Source organism: Polaromonas sp. P4_H1 (genome assembly GCF_056400945.1).
Genome location: NZ_JBFUKG010000014.1, coordinates 26,230 through 42,839, shown reverse-complemented (window position 1 = coordinate 42,839; position 16,610 = coordinate 26,230). Strand labels below are relative to the sequence as shown.

Sequence of the window (16,610 nt, the reverse complement as noted above, 5' to 3'; positions counted from 1 at the left end):
ACGCCAGCGGCCGCCTGCTCATCCAATGGACAGGAACAGCCATGAACACCTCACCAGCGCCGCGCTCTATGTCCACAGAAGCCCGTTCGGACGCAGAGCTGGTCAGCCTGTCCGTAGCCGGCAACGATCCTGCGCTTGCCCGGATCATGCGGCGCTACAGCCGTTTCCTCTTTCGCACGGCCCGTGGTACCGGCGAGCGGCCAGCGCAGCCGCATGGGCATCGTTCACCGGATCGAGGCACGGCATGAGCATGAGCCCCTGCCAAGTGTTGCTGCAAGCACGCGAGGAAGTTGCTGGCGGCACGATGGCGTTTTATTTTCAGCGGCCGGCCGGCTTTGCCTTCAAGGCCGGTCAGGCGATTGACCTGATTCTTCCAGATGCAGTGGCGCCCGGCGGGCAAAGCCAACGGCATACGTTTTCCCTTGTGAGTGCGCCGTTTGAGCACGAACTGGCGATCGCGACACGCATGCGCGACAGCGCATTCAAGCGGGCGCTCAAGATGTTGCCCATTGGCGGGCTGGTGGACATTGAAGGGCCCTTCGGTTCCCTCACGCTGCATAACGAGCGCACAAGACAGGCGATATTCATCGCGGGTGGCATTGGCATTACCCCGTTCATGAGCATGTTGCGCCAGGCGACGCATGATCGGTTGCCACAGGAGATGGTTCTGCTCTATTCCAATCGGCGCCCCGAAGATGCGGCGTTTCTTCTGGAACTGCAGGACCTTGAGCAGCAGAACGTCAATTTCCGCCTGTTGCCGACCATGACGGAGATGGGCAAATCCCTTATGCCGTGGCAAGGAGAAACCAGCCATGTCACCGAAGATCTGTTGAGAAAAACCATGAACGGTTTTCTGAAACCCGTTTTCTATGTGGCTGGACCACCCGGCCTGGTCGCTGCCGTGTGCGACATGTTGAATCGTGTCGGTGTCAATGACGACGACATTCGCAGCGAAGAGTTTTACGGGTACTGAGGTTTTACGGGTACTGAGTATTCGGAGTCGCGCGCGCCGTGGCGAACGAGGTTTGGCCGGGCGCTGTTTTTTTTCCTTTTGCCTCGTCGTCTGACAGAGAAAAATCCGGAACGCTGGTGGCACCCTGACCATCCAATGGACAGAGACAGGAGCAGATATGAACACTATGAACAACTTGCAATCAGTGCCCACCGTGCCGTCCGACGCCAGTTCGGATGCAGAACTGGTCAGCCTGTCCATAGCCGGTAACGATCTGGCGTTCGCCCAGATCATGCGGCGCTACAACCGTTTGCTCTTTCGCACGGCGCGCAGCATCCTCAAAAGCGACGACGACACGCAAGACGCCTTGCAGGAGGCTTATTTGCGCGCCTGGCGTGCGCTGGCCACCTTTCGGGCCGAGGCCAGGCTTTCCACCTGGCTGGTGCGCATCGTCGCCAACGAAGCACTGGGGCGGCTGCGGCGCAATGGTGCGCAGGCTGCCCGCATCGTGCCGCTGAGCGCCAGCGTGGATGCCGATGACGAAACCCCGGAGATGCAGATGCAAGCCAACCCGAATGACCAGCCGGAGCCATCCGTCATGCGTGCGCAGATACGCCAGCAGATTGAAGCCCGGATTGACACCTTGCCCGATGCCTTTCGCACCGTGTTCATGCTCAGGGGGGTTGAAGAGATGAGTGTGGAAGAAGTTGCGCTGGTGCTGGGCATACCTGAAGCGACGGTGCGGACCCGGTTTTTTCGTGCCCGCAGCATGTTGCGCGAAGGCCTGTCACGCGACATCGACATGGCCGTCGGTGACGCCTTTTCATTTGCCGGCGCGCGCTGCGATCGTATCGTGGCGGGCGTGCTGGCAAAGATTGCCCACGAGCGTGAATCCTCTCGCCCGTGATCCGTGAAGTTCGTTAAGTCCGTCATTTGTGAACCGTTTTTTTTCACTGGAGATTGCCATGTCGTTTTTTGAAATGTCCACGCCCGTCGCTGCACGGCGGCTGTTTTTGGGCCGCTCGGGCGGTCTGGTCCTGTCGGGCGCAGCGGTTGCGCTGCTCGCGGGCAATGACGCGCTGGCCGCCAAGGCGGGTGGCTCCAAAGCCGGCGACGTGCAAATTCTCAACACCGCCATCGGCGCCGAACTGGAGGCCATCGCGGCCTATCAGCTGGGCGCAGAAAGCAAGCTGCTGACCAAACCCGTGCTGGACCTCGCCGTGACGTTTCAGGGACACCACAAGGCGCATGTGGCGCTGCTCTCGGGCACGGTCGAAAAGCTGGGTGGCAAACCCGTCATCGCCAAAACCAAATACAACTTTCCGGTAGATCAGCTGAAAACAGAGCTGGATGTGCTCAAGTTCGCGGCCCAGCTGGAGCAAGGCGCCGTGAGCGCCTACCTCGGTGCCGTGCCGCTGTTTGCCAACCGCGACTTGTCCAAGGCGGCCGCCAGCATTCTGGGTGATGAAGCCATGCACTGGGCCATCCTGCGCCAGGCCATTGGCGAAGCCCCCGTGCCGTCGGCCTTTGTGTCGTGAAGCCGCGGCGCCATCGTCTGCGGGGTGCCAACAGCACGGCGCCGTGCCGCAAGTAGCGGGCGCTGCCGCGCCGGTTGGCGTCATGGCCTGTGGGTGTGGTGACGCTTCAGGCCGTTCCCCAGACCTCCTGCGCCGTTTCCACCACCAGGCGCAGTTTGGCGCGCTGTGCTTCAACGGCGATGTCGTTGCCATGCACGGTGCTGCTGAAGCCGCATTGCGGTGACAGCGCCAGCTGCTTCAGCGGCGCGTAGCGGGCCGCGGCTTCGATGCGGCGTTTCAGGTCGTCCTTGTCTTCCAGCGAGCCAAACTTGGTGGTGACGAGTCCCAGCACCACGGTCTTGCCCTTGGGCAGGTAGCGCAGCGGCTTGAAGTCGCCGCTGCGCGCGTCGTCGTACTCCATGAAGTAGGCGTCGAGGTTCATTTCTTTCAGCAGCGCCTCGGCCACCGGCTCGTAATTGCCCGATGCCGCGTGCGTGCTCTTGAAGTTGCCGCGGCACAGGTGCATGGCCAGCAGCATGCCGGGTGGCTTTTGCGCGACAACGAGGTTGATGAATTTGGCGTAGCGGTGCGGCAGCTCATTGGGGTCGTCGCCGCGCTGGCGTGCGGCTTCGCGCATTTTTTCGTCGCACAGGTAGGCCAGGTTGGTGTCGTCCATCTGCACATAGGTGCAGCCGGCGGCGGCCAGCGAGCGCAGCTCCTCGCCGTAGGCATTGGCCACGTCCTGGTAGAACTGCGGGTCCAGCTCGGGGTAGTGCTCCTTGCTGATGCCGGCCCGTCCGCCGCGAAAGTGCAGCATGGTCGGTGACGGAATGGTCACCTTGGGTGTGTTGCCTGCCGATACCTGGCTCTTGAGGTACTGGAAGTCGGCCAACTGGATGTCCTTGACGTGGCGCACCTTGTCAATCACGCGCATCACCGGCGGAGCCAGCTCCTGCGAGCCGTCGGGCCGGATCACGGTGACCGGGATGTCGGTTTTCACGCCGCCGATCTGCTCCAGAAAGTCAATGTGAAAGTAGGTGCGGCGAAACTCACCGTCGGTGATGCTTTTCAGGCCCACGTCTTCCTGGAATTTCACAATCTCGGTGATGGCCCGGTCTTCCACCTGGCGCAACTGCTCGGGCGAGATCTGGCCCTGGGCTTTTTGTTCGCGGGCTTCCAGCAAATATTTCGGGCGCAAAAAACTGCCCACGTGGTCATAGCGCGCAGGCAGGTGAGGGGCGGCGTTGCTCGTGTTACTCATACGGAGTCCTTGGTTGAGGCGGTGATTAGCTTGCATGTTAAGGCATTGATTAACTCTTTGAATGAATACAGAAACTGGTGAAAACACCTAGAAATGGCTATTTTCAGTTGATTTTTCTTCTTTTATGTATACAGTGCGTATCCATGAAAGACGAAAAACCCTCCTTTCCGCTCAACGCCTGGTATGCCGCGGCCTATGACGTCGAAGTCGTGCGTGCGCTGCTGCCGCGCACCATCTGCAAGCAAAAACTGGTGATGTTCCGCAAGACCGACGGCACAGTGGCCGCGCTGGAAGACGCCTGCTGGCACCGGCTGCTGCCGTTGTCCATGGGCCGCCTCGACGGCGATGAGCTCACCTGCGGCTACCACGGTCTGGTCTACAACGCCCAAGGGCGCTGCACCCACATGCCGAGCCAGGAAACACTGAACCCTTCGGCCTGTGTGCGTGCTTACCCGGTGCTGGAAAAGCACCGCTTTGTCTGGGTCTGGCCGGGTGATCCGGCCAAGGCCGACCCGGCGTTGGTGCCCGACCTGCACTGGAACGACGATGCCGAATGGGCGGGCGACGGAAAAATGATCAAGGTGAAGTGCGACTACCGCCTGGTGGTGGACAACCTGATGGACCTCACACATGAGACCTTTGTGCACAGCTCCAGCATTGGCCAGCGTGCGGTGGCCGAGGCGCCGTTTGTGGCCACGCACGGCGACCGCACGGCCACCGTGACGCGCTGGATGGAAAATATTGATGCGCCGCCTTTCTGGGCCGGGCAGATCAACCACTCCCTGGGTTACCAGGGCCCGGTGGATCGCTGGCAGATCATCAAATTTGAAGCGCCCTGCACCGTGACGATTGACGTGGGCGTGGCCGAGGCCGGCACCGGCGCCGTGCCGCCCGGCGGCAATGCAGGCGATGCGCGCTTGAGCAACCGCAGCAGGGGCGTGAACGGCTTTGTGCTCAATACCATCACGCCCGAGACCGACGGCACTTGCCACTACTTCTGGGCTTTTGCGCGCAACTACTGTCTGGGCGAGCAGCGCCTCACGCATCAGTTGCGCGAGGGCGTGGCCAGCATCTTCCGCGAAGACGAGCATGTGCTGGAAGCGCAGCAGATCGCCATGGACGAACACCCGGACCACCAGTTCTACAACCTCAACATCGACGCCGGCTCGATGTGGGCCCGCAAACTGATCGACAAGATGGTGGAACGTGAAACATCCCCCACCCCGGTGATCCCGATCCGCCAGGTGGCCTGATCTTTCAACCACGCCTTTCAACCCCGGCTCTTTTTCCCGACATCTCCCCCACACAAACACAAATCCATGGCAACTGCTATCAAAAATATAGCTTCCGAGGCAGATGGCACCGCCGCTGAAAACCCGATTGGCACGGAAAGCGCGCAGGTGCGGGCGCTGCTGAAGCTGCGCGAGCTGATCCTCTCGGGCGAACTGGCCGGCGGCACCCGTATTGCCGAACTGGCGATTGTCGAGCGCCTCGGCGTGTCTCGCACGCCGATACGCGCGGCGCTGATGCGGCTGGAGCAGGAAGGCCTGCTCGAAGCGTTGCCCAACGGCGGTTATGCGGTCCGGACCTTTTCCGAGCGCGACATTGCCGACGCGATTGAGCTGCGCGGCACGCTGGAAGGTTTGCTGGTGCGGCTGGCGGCCGAGCGGGGCGCGCCGGCGGTGGTGATGGGTGAGGCCAAAGACTGCCTCAAGCAGGTGGACGCGGTGCTGGCCCAGCCCGCGCTGAGCGACGAGGCCTTTTCCGCTTATGTGGATTTGAATGAGCGCTTTCACACGCTGCTCTATGAGATGGCCGACAGCCCGGTCACCGTGAAACAGCTGGAGCGTGTGGTCAGCCTGCCTTTTGCGTCGGCTTCGGCCTTTGTCGTGGTGCAGTCCAACTCGCCGCAGGCGCGCGACATGCTCGTGGTGGCGCAGGACCAGCACTGGCAGGTACTCGATGCCATTGAGCGCGGCGAGGGCACGCGCGCCGAAGCCCTGATGCGCGAGCACTCGCGCCTGGCGCAGCGCAACCTGCGCCGTGCGCTGTCGGGCCAGGGCTCGGCCATGCCGGCATCCATGAAAGCCATGAAGCTGATCCGCCGGCGCGGCTGACTGCCTCTGACCACTTCTGACCACCTCTGACTACGTGATTCCCAGAACATGAAAAGCACCCAGACCTGGCAACCCGCCACCGTTGCCGCCGTGCGCGACGTCACACCCACCGTGCGCGAATTCGAAATCCGTCCGGCGGAGGGCGCTGCTGCGCCGTGGCAGGCCGGCTCGCATTTGCAGCTGCAGGTGCTGGTCAACGGCAAGGTGCAGACCCGTTCCTATTCGCTGGTGGGCCTGCCCGATGGCGTGAGCTATCGCATTGCCGTCAAACGCATGGACGACGGCCGGGGCGGCTCGCTGGCCATGTGGCGGCTGGCCGTAGGTGACCGGCTGCAGATCAGCGATCCGCAAAACCATTTTCAGCTGGACCTGTCGGCGCCGCACTATCTGATCGTGGCCGGCGGCATAGGCATCACACCGCTGGTGATGATGGCCCAGCAGCTCCAGGCGCAGTGCCAGAAGTCGGGCGCCACGCTGCGCATGCTCTACGGTGCGCGCACGCAAGAGGAACTGGCGTTTTTGCCGCTGCTGCGCGCAGCGCTGGGCGACGCCCTGCAGACCTTCGTGGCCGGGCGCGGCGAAAACATGGACCTGGCCGCCGCCATTGGCGCCTTGCCCGCGGGTGGGCAGCTGTATACCTGCGGCCCGGTGTCCATGCTGGAGGCCGTCAGGAAAAGCTGGACCGAGGCCGGCCGTCCGCTGGCCGACCTGCGTTTTGAAACCTTTGGCAGCAGCGGCCGTTTTGCTGCCCAGGCCTTCAGGGTGCGGGTGCCGCGCCATCAGGTCGACATCATGGTGCCGGCCGACACCACGCTGCTGGACGCACTGGAGAGCGCCGGCGTGGAAAGCATTTTTGATTGCCGCCGCGGCGAGTGCGGCCTGTGCGCGATGGATGTGCTCGCGCTGGACGGCGAGATCGATCACCGCGATGTGTTTTTGAGCGAGCACGAAAAGCAGCAAAACACGCGCATCTGTACCTGCGTATCACGGGTGGTCGGCTCGCTGACCCTGGATTCTTCCTATAGACCCGAGGCCTGAGGGGCCTAACACTGCATTGTTGATTCCGATTCCGTTCGCATTAATTACCAGGAGACATCCATGAACAAAAGAACCTTTATCCAAGCCGCCGTGATGGCCGCCGTGGCGCTCGCCAGCGTGCAAGCGCTCGCGCAAGACGGCAAGTTCAAGATAGGCCTGCTCCTGCCGATGACGGGGCCCTTCGCTTCCACGGGCCGGCAGATTGAAGCGGCGACCCGGCTGTATATGGCGCAAAACGGCGACACCGTCGCCGGCAAAAAGGTCGAACTCATCATCAAGGATGACACCGGCACACCCGACGTCACCAAGCGCCTGGCGCAGGAAATGATCGTCAACGACAAGGTCAATGTGCTGGCCGGCTTCGGCCTGACGCCGCTGGCGCTCGCCACGGCCCCGCTGGCCACGCAGTCCAAAACACCGATGGTGGTGATGGCCGCGGCCACCTCCAGCATCACCGAGGCCTCGCCCTACATCGTGCGCACCAGCTTCACGCTGCCGCAGGTCACCATTGGCGTGGCGGATTGGGCGCCGAAGAACGGCATCAAGAAAGTGGTGAGCCTGGTGTCGGACTACGGCCCCGGCATTGACGCCGAGCGCACCTTCAAGGACCGCTTCACCTTCAACGGTGGCGCTGTGGTGGACGCGGTGCGCGTGCCGCTGCGCAACCCCGACTTCGCGCCTTTCCTGCAGAAAGTGCGCGATGCCAAGCCCGATGCGGTGTTTGCCTTTGTGCCCTCCGGTGCCGGTTCGGCGCTGATGAAGCAGTTTGCCGAGCGCGGCCTGGACAAGGCCGGCATCAAGCTGATCGCTACCGGCGATGTGACCGATGACGACATCCTGAACGACATGGGCGAGGTGGCCGTGGGTGTGGTGACCTCGCACCACTATTCGGCGGCCCACAAATCGCCGTTGAACCAGAAGTTTGTCGAGGCCTTCGGCAAGGCCAACAAGGGGCTGCGGCCCAATTTCATGGCCGTGGGCGGCTATGACGGCATGCGCGTGATCTACGAAGCCCTGAAGACCACCAAGGGAGCAGGCGGCGGCGAGGCCTTGCTCGCTGCCATGAAGGGCCAGGTTTTCGAGAGCCCGCGCGGCCCGATCTTTGTGGACGCGCAATCGCGCGACATTGTGCAAAACGTCTACATCCGCAAGGTCGAGAAAGTCGGCGGCCAGCTCTACAACGTCGAATTCGAAACCATCAAGGACGTGAAAGACCCGGGCAAGGCCAGGTAAAACGGGTATGTCATTGGGATCTGACCCGAATCCATCGCCGTGTACACGCCAAGATGGATGCCGGGTCAAGCCCGGCATGACAGCTATTTTGCTTGCTGGTCATTGCGGGCTCGACCCGCAATCCAGGATCCCGACTTCTTGACTAACTACCATCACTGATGCTCACCATCCTCTTTGACGGCATTGCCTACGGCATGCTGCTGTTTGTGCTCGCGGTCGGCCTGGCCGTCACCATGGGCCTGATGAATTTCGTCAACCTGGCGCACGGCGCGTTTGCCATGGTGGGCGGCTACATCACCGTGCTGCTGATGCAGCGGCTGGGCGTGCCATTTTTGCTGTGCCTGCCGTTGGCCTTTGCGGGCGCGGCGCTGCTGGGCGGGGTGCTGGAGCGCACGCTGTACCGGCCGATGTACGCCAGGCCGCACCTGGACCAGGTGCTGTTTTCCATTGGCCTGACCTTCATGGCGGTGGCCAGCATGGACTACTTCATGGGCTCGACCCAGCAGATCATCCAGCTGCCTGACTGGCTGCGTGGTCGCACCGAGATCGGCAGCGGCTCGTGGATTCTGGGTATGGGCCACTACCGCCTGTTCATCGTGGCCGTGTGCGCGGCGCTCACACTGGCGCTGCAGTATGTGCTGGCGCGCACACGCTTCGGCAGCCGTCTGCGCGCCTCAGTGGATGACCAGCGCGTGGCCGCCGGCCTGGGCATCAATGTCAACGTGGTGTTCCTGTCCACCTTTGCGGTCGGTTCGGGCCTGGCCGGGCTGGGCGGCGCGCTGGGCGCTGAAGTGCTGGGGCTGGACCCGACCTTCCCGCTGAAATTCATGATTTACTTTTTGATCGTGGTCGCCGTCGGCGGCACCTCGTCCATCACCGGGCCGCTGCTGGCCGCGCTGCTGCTGGGCATTGCCGATGTGGCCGGCAAGTACTACATCCCCAAACTCGGCGCCTTCATCGTCTACAGCCTGATGATTGCGATCCTGATCTGGCGCCCGCAAGGCCTGTTTGTGCGCAAAGGCGGCAAGTGATGAACAACAAACCACTCCTGCCGGTCCGGCAGTCCCTGCTGAATGCCTCGCGCTGGAAACCCTGGGAGCCGGTGCTGTGGCTGCTGGCTTTTGCCTCGCCGCTGCTGCTGTCCAGCCATGCGCTGATCATCAATGAAATCGCCATCGTCGCGCTGTTTGCCATCTCGCTGGACCTGATCCTGGGCTTCACCGGCATTGTGTCGCTGGGGCATGCGGCATTTTTTGGCCTGGGCGCTTATGCCGCTGCGCTGTTCGCCAAACTGGTCATGCCCGATCCGCTGGTCGGGCTGGCGGTGGCGATTGCGGTCTCCACGCTGATGGGCGCCGCCTGCAGCCTGACCATCATGCGCGGCAGCGACCTGACGCGCCTGATGGTCACCCTGGGCATGGGCCTGATCCTGCTGGAGCTGGCCAACAAGCTTGACTGGCTCACCGGCGGGGCCGACGGCCTGCAAGGCGTGCTGATGGGGCCGCTGCTGGGCCGCTTCGAGTTTGACCTGTCGGGCCGCACCGCCGCGTATTACTCGCTGTGTGTCGGCCTCGTTCTCTTTTTGCTCGCCCGGCGCCTGGTGCATTCGCCGTTTGGCGCCACCCTGATGGCGATTCGCGACAACCGGCTGCGCGCAATGGCCATCGGCATTCCGGTGCATGCGCGCCTGGCCGTGATCTACACGGTGTCGGCCGGGGTTGCCGGTGCGGCCGGCGGCCTGCTGGCGCAGACCACCGGCTTTGCCTCGCTGGACGTGTTTGACTTTCACCGCTCGGCCGACGTGATGCTGGTGCTGGTGGTGGGCGGCGTCGGCTGGCTGTATGGCGGTATTGCCGGTGCGGTGGTGTTCAAGCTGATGCAGGACATCCTGTCGGCCATCACCCCACAGTACTGGACTTTCTGGATTGGCCTGTTCCTCGTCGTGCTGGTGCTGGTCGGGCGCGAGCGCCTGCTGCGGCCCTGGACCTGGTTCAAGAGGAGTAAGGCATGAGCACCGGCCAGACCGATCAAATCGATCAAACCGATCAAACCGACCAGACTGTGCTGTCGGCCAGCGGCCTGGTGATGCGCTTTGGCGGTATCACGGCCACCAACAACGTCACGCTGAACCTGCAAAAGGGCGCGCGCCATGCGCTCATCGGCCCCAACGGCGCCGGCAAGACCACGCTGATCAACCTGCTGACGGGCGTGCTGCAACCCACCGAAGGGCGCATCACGCTGCTCGGCAACGACATCACCCAGCTGGCCCCGCACCAGCGCGTGCAGCGCGGCATGGTGCGCACCTTCCAGATCAACCAGCTGTTCGACTCTCTGACGCCGTTGCAGACTTTGGCGTTGACGGTCTCGCAGCAACACGGCCTCGGTGCCCGCTGGTGGCAGTCGCTGGGCCGCAGCGACGCGGTGGCCGCGCGCTGCGAGCAGCTGCTCGAGCAGTTCCACCTGACCGAGGTGATGAACCAGCCCACCCGTGTGCTGGCCTACGGCAAGCGCCGCCTGCTGGAAATCGCGATTGCGCTGGCCTGCGAGCCGCGCGTGCTGCTGCTCGACGAGCCCGTGGCCGGTGTGCCGGCCGGCGAACGCGAGGAACTGCTGCAAACCGTTGCGGCGCTGCCGGCCGACGTGTCGGTGCTGCTGATCGAACACGACATGGACCTGGTGTTCAGCTTTGCCACGCGCATGACGGTGCTGGTCAATGGCACGGTGCTCATCGAAGGCGATCCGGAACAGATTGCGAACGATCCCGAAGTCAAGGCGGTGTACCTGGGCCATGGCGAGGAGGCCCACCATGAGTGAACTTCTTAAAGTCGAAGGACTGAGCGCCGGCTACGGCGAGGCGATTGTGCTCAACAACATTTCGCTGGCGCTGGACGAAGGCAAAACACTGGCGCTGCTGGGGCGCAACGGCACCGGCAAGACCACGCTGATCAACACGCTGGCCGGCGCCACGCGCCAGCACGGCGGCAGCATCACACTGGGCGGGCTGGCTTTGCACAAGCTGGCCTCGCATGAGCGTGCGGCCGTGGGCATCGGCTGGGTGCCGCAGGAGCGCAACATCTTCAAGTCGCTGACCGTCCATGAAAACCTGACCGCCGTGGCGCGGCCGGGCCGCTGGACGCCGGAGCGGGTGTACGAGATGTTTCCGCGTCTGGCCGAACGCAAGACCAACCTGGGCACGCAGCTGTCGGGCGGCGAGCAGCAGATGCTGGCGGTGGGCCGCGCGCTGGTGCTCAACCCGCGCCTGCTGCTGCTCGATGAGCCGCTCGAAGGCCTGGCGCCCATCATTGTGGAAGAGCTGCTGCGGGCGATTCGCCGCATCACGCGCGAAGAGGGCTTGTCGGCCATCATCGTCGAGCAGCATCCGCAGGCCATCCTGGCAATCTCCGACAGCGCTGTTGTGCTCGACCGCGGCACCGTAGTGCATGCCGGCACCGCGCGGCAGTTGCGCGAGCAGCCGCAGCTGCTGGAACACCTGCTGGGGGTGGCGCGCTAGTGTGGTGCAACACCACACTACGCCCTTGATCCAGCGCAACACGGGGGCAGCCGGTGCTGCGGTACAGTGCCTCCATGATGAACTGGCAACATCGCAAACATCTTGTCACCCGCCGCGGCGTGAGGTACTCGCTGGTGCTGTGCCTGCTGATTCTGGGCCTGGGCGGCGTGGGCTTCTGGATCGTCGAGCCGCGCGTCGTCACCCTGGCTGACGGGCTGTGGCTGGCCTTCACCACGGCCGCTACCGTCGGCTATGGCGACATTGTTCCCAGCACCGATTTGTCGCGCGCATTTGCCGTGCTGGTGGTGCTGCTGGGCCTGGCCGTGCTGTCGCTGGTGACGGCCTCCGTGGCGGCCATGTTTGTTGAAACCGAAGAGCGGCAAATCGAACGCGACCTGATGCACGCCATCGGCGCACTGCGCGCCGAGGTGAAAAGCCTGCACGATGAGCTGCGCGAGCTCAAGGCAACGCGCCAGGCCGACCCGCCTGGCTGAGCCGGCCGCCTGTCCCGGTACATCTCCATTGGCGCATCACCTCCGGGGCCGGCGCACCCCGACCTTTGCGGTCACTTTATGGGTCAAAAGTGCATTTGGATACCACTGAAGTCGCGACGTAAATACCGGGTAAATCTCCGTTTTCCTTACACGGCGTTCACAAATGCAGGCCAACAATGAACGCACTGAATCAAAGATCCCGATAACAGAACCCCGGAACGCAGCGATTCAGAAAGCAGCTCCCACAGCCGCTTGCCGACCCTGGTTTGAAATGCCAGCGGCTGCAAATGGCCATTCGAGTTGTCGGTTATCCAATCCAAAGCAGGAGATCCCATGAAATCGAAACTTTTAACCCTCTCGCTACTGGCGTCCGCCTTGTTTGCCAGCCTGGGCCTCGCTCCGGTGATGGCGCAAAGCACCTACACGCCCGGCATTGACCAGACGCAGGCTGCGATCAGCGCGCGCATCCAGGAAGGCCTGGCCTCGGGCCGCATCACACCGTCGGAGGCGCAGGCGCTTTACCGCCGTGACCGCGAGATCCAGATGCGCGAAAACCAGTTCAGGGCCAACGGCGACGTCTCACCCCAGGAGCGCCAGCAACTGCGGGCCGACCTCAGCGCCCTGACCGCTGAAGTTGAACGCCTGATTGCCAACCGCGACGTGGTGGGCCAGCCCGGCTACCCCGGCAATCCCGGTACCCCCGGCATCGACAATCGCCAGGTCAATATCAGCGAGCGCATTGACGAGGGCGTGCGCACCGGCCGCATCACCCAGCGTGAAGCCGACAGGCTGCACAGCCGCGAGCGCCGCATTGCACGCCATGAGGCCGCCTTCAAGTCTGACGGTGTGGTGACCCAGCAGGAACGCCGCCAGCTGCGCGATGAACTGACCGCACTGCGCCAGGAGGTGGAGCGCATGATGCACAACCGCCGTGGACGTGGCTAGGAAGCTTTGAGAAGGCATGAAGCCATCAAGCCAGGCAGCTTGGCCCGAGAGGGTCGAGCTGACTGGCTATCAGTTCAACCAGAGACACTCTTTGTGTGGCGGAAGAAGTTTTCGGGGTCGTACTTGCGCTTGAGCGCCGCGAGTCTGTCCAGGTTGGATCGGCCGTACGCGGCCTCGATGCGGTCCTGGCCCTCGTCCTCAGTCAGGAAGTTGATGTATGCCCCGCCTGTCGAGCAGGAGCGCGTCGCTTCGAAGCAGTCGCGCGCCCACTTGACATTGATGTCGTCATCGCCCGGCTTCTCCCAGGAGGCAGCGATGTTCAGCACATAGGCCGCGTCTCGATTGCCTGCCGGCGAATACCCGGCAGGCAGCTCGCCCAACGCACCCTGTATCTGGAACAGGAGGATGGCCGAATGGGGCGATCGAATTCGGCCCGCATGCTCCACGGCGACGTCAATGGTCTGACGATCGATGCCTGGCAGGTAGTGTGACTTCCAGTAGTAGCGCCGTCCTTTGGGCTGCGTGGCATCAAGCAGACTCTGCATCTGCGTATAGGGCCGACGCGTCATGATGTCGGCCACTGGCCGACCCAGCCCGCGCAGCGGCGCGATCAATGCTTCTCCGTCTTCGACCTTGCCGGAGTAGCAGACGAAGATGGCGACGATCGGCTTGCCGTGCACATCCTTCGGGAGCCAAGGTGCCGGCGGCGAAATCCGCAGAACAGCCACGCTGGTCAATTCGCGCGGCGCCCCTGCGCTGAACTCACGGTAGGCGTCGAGAACCTGCTGGGCGTCGTCGCCGTGCCACGCGATCGCGCCTCCCAGGATTTCGGGGCCGACGGGAAAGAGTCGATACTCAAACGATGTGACGATTCCGAAGTTGCCGCTGCCGCCACGCAGCGCCCAGAACAGGTCCTCGTTCTCGTCCGCAGACACACGCAAGACGTCGCCGCCGGCGGTCACCACTTCCATCGAGACCACGTTGTCGCAGGTCCAGCCGTGGCGACGCGTGAGGTAGCCAAATCCGCCGCCGACGGTGAGGCCTGCAATCCCGGTGGCAGAAACAAAACCGAGCACGGCTGCGAGCCCGTGCAGCTGTGTCTCGCGGTCGACCTCGGCCAGTGTGCAGCCGGCTTGCGCGCGAGCCGTGCGGCGCACTGGATCGACCCAAACGCCTCTCAGCGGTGACATGTCGATCATGAGGCCGCCCTCGCAGACCGCAAGGCCTGCGATATTGTGGCCGCCGCCGCGCACGGAACTGAGAAGCCCGTGCTGACGCGCGAACCGAACGGCCTGCACGACATCGACCGTCCCGGTGCAGCGAGCCACCAGGCCAGGGCGACGATCGATCATCGCGTTCCAGATCTTGCGCGACTCCTCGTATTCCGGGTCATCCGCAGTCAGCACCTGGCCTTTGAATGCGGCCTTGAACGACTGCAGGACCTCCGGCGAAAGGTCCACTGTCCCGCCGTCCATTCGTGTAAGTTTGATAGCCATGAGTCATCTCCAGGAAGAGTGATGAAATTTGGGGTCTTACTGCCGGTTGCCGGCCGCCATCCTGGCAAGTGTTCGAGCGACGGAACGGGTCGGCTGGTCCTGCAATCAATCTGGGCGCGCGGCGCTTACCCGTCAACGTAGCGCACGGGTGTCACCGGCGCGCGACGCACCTGTAGCTCGAAGATGTCCGGTCGCGCGTAGTGCCCGGTGACGTCGAGCGTTCGGCGTGACGGCGCGACGCGCGCGGTATCGATCTCTGCATACAAGATGCCGGCCTCTCGGCGCAATGGGCCCGCGACGACCTTCCCCATGGGATCGACCACCACCGAATCGCCGTCGTTGATCCATTCCTCGGGATCGGGGAACAACTCTGCGCGGGCCGGGAAGTCCTGCGGAACGTCACTGGCACGCAGCGCCGTGCCGCTACCGACCACCCAGCACCGACCCTCGAGCGCGATATGGCGCATCGTGCCGATCCAGGCGTCCCCACTGTCGTAGGTGGGCGCGACGTAGATCTCCACGCCCTGGGCGTAGAGCGCGTAGCGCGCCAGCGGCATGTAGTTCTCCCAGCAGATGAGGCAGCCGATCCGGCCGGCAGGCGTGTCGACCACGCGCAACCCGGACGCATCGCCCAAGCCATGAACCATGCGTTCAGGGTTGGTTGGCATCAACTTGCGGTGCCGGTTCTGCACCCTGCCGTCGGTGCCAATGGTAACGACGGTGTTGTAGAGCGTCCCGCCGCCACGCTCCCGATCTCGCTCATTGATGCCGCACACGATCGTCACCTTATGGGCGCGGGCGGCCTCGCACAGTTCAGCCAAGTCGCCGCCGCCGACGTCAACCGCGTTGGCGAGCAAGCGGGCGTGCAATTGGCCCATGACGGCGCCATCCCTTCCTGCCGCGAGTCGCCATATCCAGGACGGGTAACCCGGAATGAACGACTCGGGAAAGACGATCAGCGACGCCCCTGCCGCTGCTGCTTCGGCGACCCATTGCACGGCTCTTGTGATGGTGGCGCCACGGTCGAGCAAGGCCGGTGGGCGCTGAATGATGGCAATCCTCGTCATGGCGTTCTTTCTCGGGCAGACGTGCCCTACATGGACAGCTTGCGCGTGACTGGGCGCCCAGACTAGTCCAGAATCTGAAGCGTTTACGCTCTGGAGACGATACGATGGAAAAAACCTACGGTCAGTTCTGCACCGTTGCAAGGGGTGCCGAGGTGTTGTGCGAGCACTGGACGCCGCTGGTTGTGCGCGAGTTGCTGTGCGGCAGCAAGCGCTTCAACGAGCTGCATCGCGGCGTACCGCGAATGTCCACCAGCCTGCTGGCGCAGCGGCTTCAACGTCTCGAGGAATTCGGTGTCGTGCGCCGCGACGCCGTCGGCAAGGTTTGGGAATACAGCCTCACAGAGGCCGGCGAGGCACTTCGACCCATTGTCATGGCGCTTGGCCATTGGGGTGCGCAGTGGATTGGCAGCCGCCTGCGCGACGATGAACTGGATGCGGGCTTGCTCATGTGGGATATGCGCCGATTCGCGTGCATCCAGGAGTTCCCGTCCCGGCCCGTGGTCATCCACTTCCAGTTCCGCGACGCACGGGCTCGCGAGCGCGCCTGGTGGCTCGTCGTGGAGGACGGCGTGGCCGACCTGTGTCGCGACGACCCAGGGCGCGAGCTGACGCTCGTGGTGGATGCTTCCGTGCGCGCTTTGACCGAGGTGTGGGCGGGTGACCGCACGCCTCAGCAGGCCCTTCAGTCGCACGAGATCCGTGTTGATGGGGCGAGGCGCGACGCGGAAGACCTATGGCGGTGGCTGGGCACGAGTGCGTTCGCCTCGACGCGCCGCGCCGCGGGGCGGATGTCCCCGAGCGGCCCATCTCTGACGCCATCGCTGGTTGGCCGCGGACCCGAAGCGCACTTGTAATTTGTACGCCGAGGCGGACGCGCAGGCCAGGTCGGCCGTGACTGCACTGGGTGGTCGCCCGACAGTCGCCGGTCGCCACCGGCAGCAACTGGCCGGGAGCGTGAGTTCGACATCCGCAGACGCCA

At 63.6% G+C, this 16,610-nt stretch carries 18 protein-coding genes; 15 read left to right on the top strand and 3 right to left on the bottom strand.

The features are described 5' to 3' along the window. The first annotated feature begins 41 nt into the window (after positions 1-41). The 4 genes from AC1DS5_RS17890 to AC1DS5_RS17875 all read left to right on the top strand — a co-directional run bounded on the left by AC1DS5_RS17890 (position 42) and on the right by AC1DS5_RS17875 (position 2,490). The gene (locus AC1DS5_RS17890) at positions 42-248 is read left to right on the top strand and encodes a hypothetical protein (protein WP_477719597.1); all 207 of its coding nucleotides are present in this window, start codon (positions 42-44) and stop codon (positions 246-248) included. After that, a complete protein-coding gene (locus AC1DS5_RS17885) occupies positions 245-973 on the top strand; it encodes an FAD-dependent oxidoreductase (RefSeq protein ID WP_477719596.1) in 729 nt (242 codons plus the stop codon). Before AC1DS5_RS17890 ends, AC1DS5_RS17885 begins: the two co-directional genes overlap by 4 nt. Before the next feature lie 166 nt (positions 974-1,139). Further along, the gene (locus AC1DS5_RS17880) at positions 1,140-1,859 is read left to right on the top strand and encodes an RNA polymerase sigma factor (RefSeq protein ID WP_477719685.1); all 720 of its coding nucleotides are present in this window, start codon (positions 1,140-1,142) and stop codon (positions 1,857-1,859) included. Between the two features lie 58 nt (positions 1,860-1,917). Beyond that, complete coding sequence (locus AC1DS5_RS17875) at positions 1,918-2,490, top strand: ferritin-like domain-containing protein (RefSeq protein ID WP_477719595.1); 573 nt, start codon at positions 1,918-1,920, stop codon at positions 2,488-2,490. Positions 2,491-2,596: 106 nt separating this feature from the next. Here AC1DS5_RS17875 and AC1DS5_RS17870 read toward each other — a convergent pair whose 3' ends face one another. Beyond that, a complete protein-coding gene (locus tag AC1DS5_RS17870; protein WP_477719594.1) occupies positions 2,597-3,730 on the bottom strand; it encodes a 5-methyltetrahydropteroyltriglutamate--homocysteine S-methyltransferase in 1,134 nt (377 codons plus the stop codon). Positions 3,731-3,873: 143 nt separating this feature from the next. Between AC1DS5_RS17870 and AC1DS5_RS17865 the strand changes: the two genes are divergently transcribed. The 10 genes from AC1DS5_RS17865 (at position 3,874) to AC1DS5_RS17820 (ending at position 13,068) form a co-directional block, all read left to right on the top strand. Next, a complete protein-coding gene (locus AC1DS5_RS17865; RefSeq protein WP_477719593.1) occupies positions 3,874-4,983 on the top strand; it encodes an aromatic ring-hydroxylating dioxygenase subunit alpha in 1,110 nt (369 codons plus the stop codon). Positions 4,984-5,049: 66 nt separating this feature from the next. After that, the gene (locus tag AC1DS5_RS17860) at positions 5,050-5,847 is read left to right on the top strand and encodes a GntR family transcriptional regulator (protein ID WP_477719592.1); all 798 of its coding nucleotides are present in this window, start codon (positions 5,050-5,052) and stop codon (positions 5,845-5,847) included. Between the two features lie 48 nt (positions 5,848-5,895). After that, positions 5,896-6,885, top strand: a complete 990-nt coding sequence (locus AC1DS5_RS17855) for a PDR/VanB family oxidoreductase (protein ID WP_477719591.1) — start codon at positions 5,896-5,898, stop codon at positions 6,883-6,885. Positions 6,886-6,945: 60 nt separating this feature from the next. After that, positions 6,946-8,118 carry an ABC transporter substrate-binding protein gene (locus tag AC1DS5_RS17850; RefSeq protein ID WP_477719590.1) on the top strand — a complete coding sequence of 391 codons (1,173 nt, stop codon included), beginning with the start codon at positions 6,946-6,948 and terminating at the stop codon, positions 8,116-8,118. A 158-nt stretch (positions 8,119-8,276) separates the two neighbouring features. Further along, positions 8,277-9,149 (top strand): branched-chain amino acid ABC transporter permease, encoded by an 873-nt coding sequence (locus tag AC1DS5_RS17845; protein ID WP_477719589.1) that lies wholly within the window; start codon positions 8,277-8,279, stop codon positions 9,147-9,149. Continuing rightward, positions 9,149-10,129: a branched-chain amino acid ABC transporter permease gene (locus AC1DS5_RS17840; RefSeq protein WP_477719588.1), complete on the top strand. Its 981-nt coding sequence runs from the start codon at positions 9,149-9,151 to the stop codon at positions 10,127-10,129. Before AC1DS5_RS17845 ends, AC1DS5_RS17840 begins: the two co-directional genes overlap by 1 nt. Beyond that, the gene (locus tag AC1DS5_RS17835) at positions 10,126-10,932 is read left to right on the top strand and encodes an ABC transporter ATP-binding protein (protein WP_477719587.1); all 807 of its coding nucleotides are present in this window, start codon (positions 10,126-10,128) and stop codon (positions 10,930-10,932) included. Before AC1DS5_RS17840 ends, AC1DS5_RS17835 begins: the two co-directional genes overlap by 4 nt. Then, complete coding sequence (locus AC1DS5_RS17830; protein ID WP_477719586.1) at positions 10,925-11,629, top strand: ABC transporter ATP-binding protein; 705 nt, start codon at positions 10,925-10,927, stop codon at positions 11,627-11,629. Before AC1DS5_RS17835 ends, AC1DS5_RS17830 begins: the two co-directional genes overlap by 8 nt. 74 nt (positions 11,630-11,703) lie before the next feature. Then, positions 11,704-12,123, top strand: coding sequence for a potassium channel family protein (locus AC1DS5_RS17825; protein WP_477719585.1), 420 nt, complete (start codon positions 11,704-11,706; stop codon positions 12,121-12,123). A 333-nt stretch (positions 12,124-12,456) separates the two neighbouring features. Continuing rightward, positions 12,457-13,068: a hypothetical protein gene (locus AC1DS5_RS17820; protein ID WP_477719584.1), complete on the top strand. Its 612-nt coding sequence runs from the start codon at positions 12,457-12,459 to the stop codon at positions 13,066-13,068. A 74-nt stretch (positions 13,069-13,142) separates the two neighbouring features. On the opposite strand, the gene AC1DS5_RS17815 is transcribed toward AC1DS5_RS17820, so the two are convergent. Next, complete coding sequence (locus tag AC1DS5_RS17815) at positions 13,143-14,564, bottom strand: FAD-binding oxidoreductase (RefSeq protein WP_477719583.1); 1,422 nt, start codon at positions 14,562-14,564, stop codon at positions 13,143-13,145. A gap of 125 nt (positions 14,565-14,689) precedes the next feature. Beyond that, a complete protein-coding gene (locus AC1DS5_RS17810; RefSeq protein WP_477719582.1) occupies positions 14,690-15,631 on the bottom strand; it encodes a carbon-nitrogen hydrolase family protein in 942 nt (313 codons plus the stop codon). A 104-nt stretch (positions 15,632-15,735) separates the two neighbouring features. On the opposite strand from AC1DS5_RS17810, the gene AC1DS5_RS17805 reads away from it, so the two are divergent. After that, a complete protein-coding gene (locus AC1DS5_RS17805; RefSeq protein ID WP_477719581.1) occupies positions 15,736-16,485 on the top strand; it encodes a winged helix-turn-helix transcriptional regulator in 750 nt (249 codons plus the stop codon). Positions 16,486-16,610 lie beyond the last annotated feature (125 nt).